Raw genomic sequence first — 3,275 nt, forward strand, 5'->3', positions numbered from 1 at the left:
CATTACTGCGCTTGCACCCGAGACCTATCAACGTGGTAGTCTTCCACGATCCTTCAGGGAAAATTAATCTTGGGATGGGCTTGGCGCTTAGATGCTTTCAGCGCTTATCCCTTCCGCACATAGCTGCCCAGCGATGCTCTTGACAGAACAACTGGAACACCAGAGGTGCGTTAATTCCGGTCCTCTCGTACTAGGAATTAAACCCCTCAATTTTCCTACGCCCACAGAGGATAGAGGACCGAACTGTCTCGCGACGTTCTGAACCCAGCTCGCGTACCGCTTTAACCGGCGAACAGCCGGACCCTTGGGACCTTCTCCAGCCCCAGGATGCGATGAGCCGACATCGAGGTGCCAAACCTTGCCGTCGATATGAACTCTTGGGCAAGATCAGCCTGTTATCCCTAGCGTACCTTTTGTCCGTTAAGCGACGGCAATTCCACATTAAACCGCCGGATCACTTTGGCCCACTTTCGTGTCTGTTCGACTTGTTAGTCTCACAGTTAGGCTGGCTTATGCCAATGCACTCAACACGTGATTGCCAACCACGCTGAGCCAACCTTCGCGCTCCTCCGTTACTCTTTGGGAGGATACCGCCCCAGTAAAACTGACCGGCTGACATGGTCCCACGCCCGGATGACGGGCCGCGGTTAGATCGTTCAATACCTAAGGGTGGTGTTTCATTGATGGCTCCATGTTACCCGAAAGTAACACTTCAAAGCCTCCCACTTACGCTAAGCATAGAAACCAAACGACCAGTGACAGCTTACAGTTAAGGTGCATAGGGTCTTTCCGTCCTTCTGCGGGTAAGCAGCATCTTCACTGCTATTACAATTTCACTGAGCCCCTCGTTGAGACAGCGGACAACTCGTTACACGATTCGTGCAGGTCGGAACTTACCCGACAAGGAATTTCGCTACCTTAGGACCGTTATAGTTACGGCCGACATTCACGGGGACTTGGGTTCAGAGCTTCGCCTTACGGCTAACCCCTTGCCTTAATCTTTCCGCATTGGTCACGTGTCACATCGTATACTTGGACTTTCGTCTTGGCACAATGCTGTGTTTTTGATAAACAGTCGGTTGTCCCCTTTCACTGCGACCCTCCTAAGAGGGCATCCCTTCTTCCGAAGTTACGGGACTAGATTGCAGAGTTCCTTAACGAGGTTTCACTCTTACGCCTTGGTATATTCTACCCACCCACCTGTGTCGGTTTGCGGTACGGGCGGCCCTGGAAAGGGGCACAGGCTTTTCTAGGCGCTCAGTTCAAGAGACCAGGCTTGGATCGCTCCGCACCCTTCTGCCACTTTCAATCGGCATGCTCTCTCCCCTGACGCGAACCTGTGCTTTAACCAAAACCGGTACAGGAATATTAACCTGTTGTGCATCGCCTACGCCAAACGGCCTGGACTTAGCTCCCGACTAACCCTGGGATGAAAATCATTGCCCAGGAAACCTTGGGTTTACGGCGGACGGGGATTTCACCCGTCTTATCGTTACTTATGTCTGCATCCTCACTTCTGTAAACTCCACGGTCAGTCACCTTCACGCTTCAACGCTTACAGAACGCTCCCCTACCAAAACATTGCCCTTGGACAATGTAGTCCAGAGCTTCGGTATAACGCTTATCGCCAATCATTTTCGGCGCAAGACCTCTCGATGAGTCAGCTATTACGCACTGTTTAAATGGTGGCTGCTTCTAAGCCAACATCCTCACTGTCAATGAGATCTCACTTCCTTTCCACTGAGCGTTATTTAGGCACCTTAGCTGCTGAGCTGGGCTGTTTCCCTTTCGACAATGAAGCTTATCCCCCACTGTCTTACTGCCATGCTTCGTTCGAGGGTATTCGGAGTTTGATTGAGGTTGGTAGGCGGGTATGCCCCCTAGCTCATTCAGTGCTCTACCCCCCTCGATAAGCGCATGACGCTGCACCTAAATACATTTCGGGGAGAACCAGCTATTACGGGGTTTGATTAGCCTTTCACCCCTACCCACAGCTCATCCGAGAACGTCTCAAGGTTCACCGGTTCGGTCCTCCACGTCCGATTAAAGACGCTTCAACCTGGCCATAGGTAGATCACCACCGCTTCGGGTTCAGCCCGTGCAACTTGTCGCCCTATTCGGACTTGCTTTCGCTCCGCCTCCATCCCAGAAGGACTTAGGCTTGCCACACAGACTGACTCGCAGACTCATTTTGCAAAAGGCACGCCATCACCGGACAAGCCGGCTCTGACACCTTGTAGGTATGTGGTTTCAGGTACTATTTCACTTCGCTCACGGCGGATCTTTTCACCTTTCCCTCGCGGTACTTGTTCACTGTCGGTCACCAGCGAGTATTTAGCCTTATGCCGTGGTCGGCACAGATTCATGCGAAGTTTCACGTGTATCGCATTACTCAGGGTACCTCTAGGCGTTGTTAAGTTTTCGGTTACGGGCCTTTCACCCTCTGTGGAGCGACTTTCCATCCGCTTCACCTAACTCTTCAACTACCACGTCGAGGCCCTACAACCCCAGGAGGAAACCTCCTGGTTTGGGCTGTTCCGCTTTCGTTCGCCACTACTGACGGAATCGCTTTCGCTTTCTTTTCCTCGCCCTACTGAGATGTTTCACTTCAGGCGGTTTAGCGTCTCTGCTCCTATGTATTCAGAGCAGAACGATACGGTATGAACCGTATCAGGTTATCCCATTCGGAAATCTCCGGATCAATGCCTGTTTGCGGCTCTCCGAAGCTTATCGCAGCTTACCACGTCCTTCATCGCCTGCTGGTGCCAAGGCATCCACTACATACCCTTTAAATCTTGCATTGCTCTAAAACCATTTCAGTGGCTTCGCTCCGAAGAGCTAACCGAAATTGGATTTAGAACACACTTACTTTCATTCATTACTTGAAACCTTTTTCAGGTCTCAACGTCTGACTCTAATAAAATTGTTTCTTTACCCTGTATGCAGTTGTCAAGGAACTATCAGTTCCACAAAAAACAGTCTCACATCTTAATCAAATGGTGGGCAGGACTGGACTCGAACCAGTGACCCCCGCCTTATCAAGGCGGTGCTCTAACCAACTGAGCTACATGCCCTTTTGGAGTTGATCACTTGGTCATCAGCTCGATTAAGCCTAACCTCGTCCAACTTGTGGTGGAGGTTAGGAGACTCGAACTCCTGACATCAAGCTTGCAAAGCTAGCGCTCTACCAACTGAGCTAAACCCCCTGCTCAAGATGCTCTAACCAAAAACGAAAACTAAATTGTGCGCTGCTGCATTTCCTGCACAGATAATAT

2 tRNA genes and 1 rRNA gene are annotated in these 3,275 nt (G+C 50.8%); all 3 read right to left on the reverse strand.

The annotated features are described in order from the left end of the window. Positions 1–2,801, reverse strand: a 23S ribosomal RNA gene (locus tag HNQ64_RS23720); the annotation flags it as partial. Between the two features lie 196 nt (positions 2,802–2,997). Beyond that, positions 2,998–3,074: transfer RNA gene (locus HNQ64_RS23725), tRNA-Ile, on the reverse strand. 56 nt (positions 3,075–3,130) lie between these two features. Next, positions 3,131–3,206, reverse strand: a tRNA-Ala gene (locus tag HNQ64_RS23730). Positions 3,207–3,275: the final 69 nt, after the last annotated feature.

The organism is Prosthecobacter dejongeii (assembly GCF_014203045.1).
GTDB classification, from domain to species: domain Bacteria; phylum Verrucomicrobiota; class Verrucomicrobiia; order Verrucomicrobiales; family Verrucomicrobiaceae; genus Prosthecobacter; species Prosthecobacter dejongeii.